Below are 4,281 nucleotides of genomic sequence, written 5' to 3'. Positions count from 1 at the left end.
AAAAAATGAATGTGCGGTGATTTATTTTTGAAATTCTTGAAATTATATCAAAAATTTAGAGTTTTGACGGAGAGACTAATTAAATAAGTAGTTTTGTTAGAGAATATCAGTTTTGAGTGCTGATGCCGATTTCACTTCCCCTGCCAAATTGTCTTCCATCAGTAAAATTAGTAGAAGTGTTAACATCTACCACAGCAGCATCAACCATTTTGTAAAATAAGCAATAACATATTGATCTTCTGCGATTATTGCCCCGCTGTTGCCTGGTGTGTGTAGCATGGTATGTGCTATAGCTTCTGCCGTCGAGTGGACTAGCAAGATTTACACTGAACCCAGTCTTTACAGTTATGTTAGGCATAATTCTTACGACCGTTTAATTATAGGGTAGATGGAATATCAACTTTTCTATTGTAGTTCCAACAAGTAAAGGTACAACGATGGATTTTCCAAGATAACCCCAGCTATGGATAAGATAAATATTAGATTTAGTTATGCCCGGCAAGAAATATAGTCATACCCGGCTTGATTCGGTATCTTCTTATCTATAGTCATGCGGAATTGACTGGGTTTTGCATATCTCTTCAGCCAAATATCTTCTCCTATCTCATGAGATCCTAAGTAAATTCAGGACGATGGTGCGTACAGAGAGCCCCAGTATAAAACCATACGACTTTGTTCCTTATCCATAGTTCAGGTTAAGGATACATTACAAGATCAGGTGAAAGCTCAGTTATAATTTGTGGTTTAAGTGCCAAGACAATCAGGTTAGTAGGGTATTAAGTTATAATAAATCAAGAAACAATACAATTTCCTGTAACCTCTACCTGGGCATCTGGATTATCAGGGTCTAATAAATCGTTTCCTTGCCTATCATAGCAAAAGGAATTATAACCTTTTTTATCATAGCCTTCTTGGTCGTAGCCATCTTCATCATAGCCGTCCTTATCGTAACGATCTTCATCATAGCCGTTCTTATCGTAGCCGTCTTTATCATAACCATCTATGTTATAAATATTTTCAATGATAGGTTCAGTAATTATGTTTAGGTTATCAGTGGTTTTAGACATATATTTACCTATCAACAAATTAATTAAGCGTTATGTCGGTTTCATCTTATTTTTCAGCGAAATGTTATATGATTGCTCTACCCAATCCTTTAGCTGAGTTTCATCTTCCATGATGATTAAAGGAACTTTCCAATAGGAGATCATCGTAGATACTCTACCTTTTGTTTTAAAGGTGAATGCTTCAGAGCCTTGCTTTTTATACAGATCTATGTTCGATTGATCGACTTTGAAATATAGTTCGTCATGAGCAATAATTGCAAAAATAATCCCATTTTTATATATACCATATCCCCCAAACATCGCTCGAGAAGTGATCGAGTCGCAGTGGGATAGTAAATCTAATACATATTCGAGATAATTCCTGCTCATAGTTATTCATTACCCTGCTTACCTTTTAATACTCTAGCTGTTAATGGTATCAATACTCCAATTATTAGCCACTGTATGTCATATTCAAGGTTAATATAGTTCTTAAGTTGGAGTAGTAAAAAATAAATCCCTACTATACAAACGAACCCTATCATGGATTTAAAGAAAGATAGAGTCATTTCGGTTGAATCGGGAAAGACTGTCCAGGACAATGTAAATCCTGTAAGAACCATAAATGCCATAAAAGTATGGTTTGGCAGCGAATCCATGCTAAACAAGAGCCCAACAGAAAAAGCAATCAATATATACCCTAATAAAAAAGGCTTATTTCTAAATAATTTGATTTGTAGAACCATTGCATATATGAATAAAGTTAGGATGCCGAATAAAACAGCTCCTAAAATATCATATAAATTATGATATTTTTGTTGTATTAACGCGCAACCTACACCAAGTATTATTATTGAAGTTATTGATCTAACTAGAGCGTTTTTGTGAGCAAACCATAACCAACCATAAAATACTATTGCGCTTTGCATATGACCACTTGGGAAGGCGTATCCAGTTTTATTTAGATGCTCTGCTAATGGAATTTGAAAAATAGATTTTAGGAAGGTGTTGAAAATCATTGTAATGAGCAATAAAAATATAGCATGGCCATATGTTTTTTTATTTAGGGCTAAAAATCCAATTATAATCAAAGGTATTAAAATAAATTCTTGGCCAAATACTAGGAAGAACTTTGATGTAATGTCGAGATATTGCATGTTCATTATATTGACAAAATTTGCATTATTTACTTAGCTAAAACAATAAAATACACTAATTTTACGTATTTTAATACGCCCTATCATATTAATTATTCAGTTGTTAGTTTACAAGTGGTGTTAAAACAAAACCTTGCCAATAGGCAAATTTTTTACTAGTATTCTTGCACAGATATTAAAGATTTTAAGCAAGTCTATGGCAAAGGTTGTAAACGAGGGTTATGTTGTTGATCCTATCAAGCAAGATAGTGAACCTTTTATGACTATGCGAGAGCGGAAAATATACAATAAGTGGCGCTTGCGTATATTGAGTTTTATCATTATAGGTTATGGTGCTTACTATCTGTGTCGGCAGAATTTTTCTATGATTATGCCAGCCTATATGGAGGAATTCGGTTATAGCAAGACTCAGTTAGGTTGGGTGTTAACCCTGGCGTCTATTGTTTATGGTATAGGCAAGTTCGTCAATGGCTATTTCAGTGACAAATCAAATGCTAGGTACTTTATGCCTATAGGATTATTTGCTTCTGCATTAATTACTTTTCTCCTTGGATTCTCCAATAGTTTAATTTTTCTAGGTTGTTTATGGATTATAAATAATTGGTTTCAATCTATGGGATGGCCGCCTGCGGCTCGTATGTTAACTCATTGGTTTGCTCCAAGAGAGCTTGGAACAAAATGGGCTCTTGGCGCCGCTTCTCATCAAGTTGGTGGAGCAATAACTTTAGTATTTTCTGGGTATTTGGTTGCCAATTATGGTTGGAGGTACGCGTTTTTTATTCCAAGTATCATAGCGGTTGGTATTTCTTATATCCTGTTTAATCGTCTGCGAGAGTCACCAAAAGAACTTGGGTTTCCACTGGTTGAGGCTTATAAAGGTGATGAATCGTTCGAGGAAGATAGAAGTGAAGATCATATGACTACAATCGAAATTTTTCGTAAGGTTTTTATCAATAGAAATATGTGGTACATAAGTTTTGCTAATATATGCATTTATATTGTAAGAATTGGTATTATATTTTGGGGGCCTTTATTTTTAAAGGAGCATAAGGGTATATCATTAACGCATGCTGGATGGCAAGTCGCGGGTTACGAGGTTGCTGGGTTGCTAGGAGGTTTTGCAGCTGGGTGGTTGTCAGATAGGGTATTCAAAGGACAAAGAGGACCTGTTGGTGCAGTATGTATGATTTGTTTAGCTATAACTCTGATTATTTTCTGGCAAATGCCGTCTGGTTATGACCGGTTTGGTGCTATAGCGCTAAGTTTAGTTGGATTCTTCGTGTATGGTCCACAAGTATTAGTAGGTGTTGCATCAGCGGATTTTGCTTCAAAAAAAGCAATAGGAACAGCGAATGGATTTGTTGGAACTATGGGCTACGTTGGCTCAGCACTCTCAGGGGTGTGTGTTGGATGGCTGATTGATGAGACTGGTTGGTTTGGGGCATTTAGCTTTTTTATAGTAGCAGCGCTTCTGGGTTCGTATTTATTTTTCCTTACATGGAATAGAAAAGAGAATGAGGTTAATAGTGTTACAACAGAATAATAAACCTAGTCAAAGCGGCCCCTTGATAATTCACCTAACTTTTTTCTCAGCTATTTGTTTTTTCTCTTAGATTAAAGCTAAACTACTTAGTCCCTCCGTCAAAACTCTCCCCGCCTGAATTAACAAGGGGTTTCATGTCATAAACAGCTTACAAAATCCATAAGAAAATGGTATAATTACCGCATAAAGCTTACGGATTTTAAAATTATGCCTATAGAAAATATTACTTTTCTCCAAAAACAAGAAAGGTTATTTGAAGAGAAATTATCTACAAAACTAAATCCTAAAAACAAGTTATATAAACTAAGGGATTTAGTAAATTGGTCTGAACTTGAAGCCAGAGCATTGCCTAACATTGAAATCAAGCAATTTGGTAGAAATAAGAAAGATCATAGAGTAATGCTAGCACTATCAATGCTTCAAGCTATGTACAACGGTTCTGATTCGTTTACGGAGGAAGAGCTAAAGGAAAATATTTATTGGCAATATTTTTGTGGTTATGAATATTTGCAGCAAGATCTTGATGTGTCTGAAG

At 35.3% G+C, this 4,281-nt stretch carries 6 protein-coding genes; 2 read left to right on the top strand and 4 right to left on the bottom strand.

The genetic code is table 11. The features are described from left to right. Positions 1–106 precede the first annotated feature (106 nt). The 4 genes from Megvenef_RS07695 to Megvenef_RS07680 all read right to left on the bottom strand — a co-directional run bounded on the left by Megvenef_RS07695 (position 107) and on the right by Megvenef_RS07680 (position 2,203). Complete coding sequence (locus tag Megvenef_RS07695; RefSeq protein ID WP_322777374.1) at positions 107–358, bottom strand: hypothetical protein; 252 nt, start codon at positions 356–358, stop codon at positions 107–109. Positions 359–791: 433 nt separating this feature from the next. Beyond that, the gene (locus tag Megvenef_RS07690; protein WP_322777373.1) at positions 792–1,067 is read right to left on the bottom strand and encodes a hypothetical protein; all 276 of its coding nucleotides are present in this window, start codon (positions 1,065–1,067) and stop codon (positions 792–794) included. 30 nt (positions 1,068–1,097) lie between these two features. Then, positions 1,098–1,436, bottom strand: a complete 339-nt coding sequence (locus Megvenef_RS07685) for a TfoX/Sxy family protein (protein ID WP_322777372.1) — start codon at positions 1,434–1,436, stop codon at positions 1,098–1,100. A gap of 2 nt (positions 1,437–1,438) precedes the next feature. After that, positions 1,439–2,203: a phosphatase PAP2 family protein gene (locus Megvenef_RS07680; RefSeq protein ID WP_322777371.1), complete on the bottom strand. Its 765-nt coding sequence runs from the start codon at positions 2,201–2,203 to the stop codon at positions 1,439–1,441. Positions 2,204–2,399: 196 nt separating this feature from the next. Between Megvenef_RS07680 and Megvenef_RS07675 the strand changes: the two genes are divergently transcribed. Together Megvenef_RS07675 and Megvenef_RS07670 are read left to right on the top strand one after the other, a co-directional pair. Continuing rightward, a complete protein-coding gene (locus Megvenef_RS07675) occupies positions 2,400–3,746 on the top strand; it encodes an MFS transporter (protein ID WP_410519772.1) in 1,347 nt (448 codons plus the stop codon). 207 nt (positions 3,747–3,953) lie between these two features. Further along, positions 3,954–4,281: transposase (locus Megvenef_RS07670; RefSeq protein ID WP_322776028.1), on the top strand; the 328-nt coding region annotated here is incomplete at its 3' end.

Source organism: Candidatus Megaera venefica (assembly GCF_034554655.1).
In the GTDB taxonomy this organism is placed as follows: domain Bacteria; phylum Pseudomonadota; class Alphaproteobacteria; order Rickettsiales; family Rickettsiaceae; genus Megaera_A; species Megaera_A venefica.
Note: the sequence above shows the minus strand (reverse complement) of the source record. Positions and strands in the feature narration are given on the sequence as shown.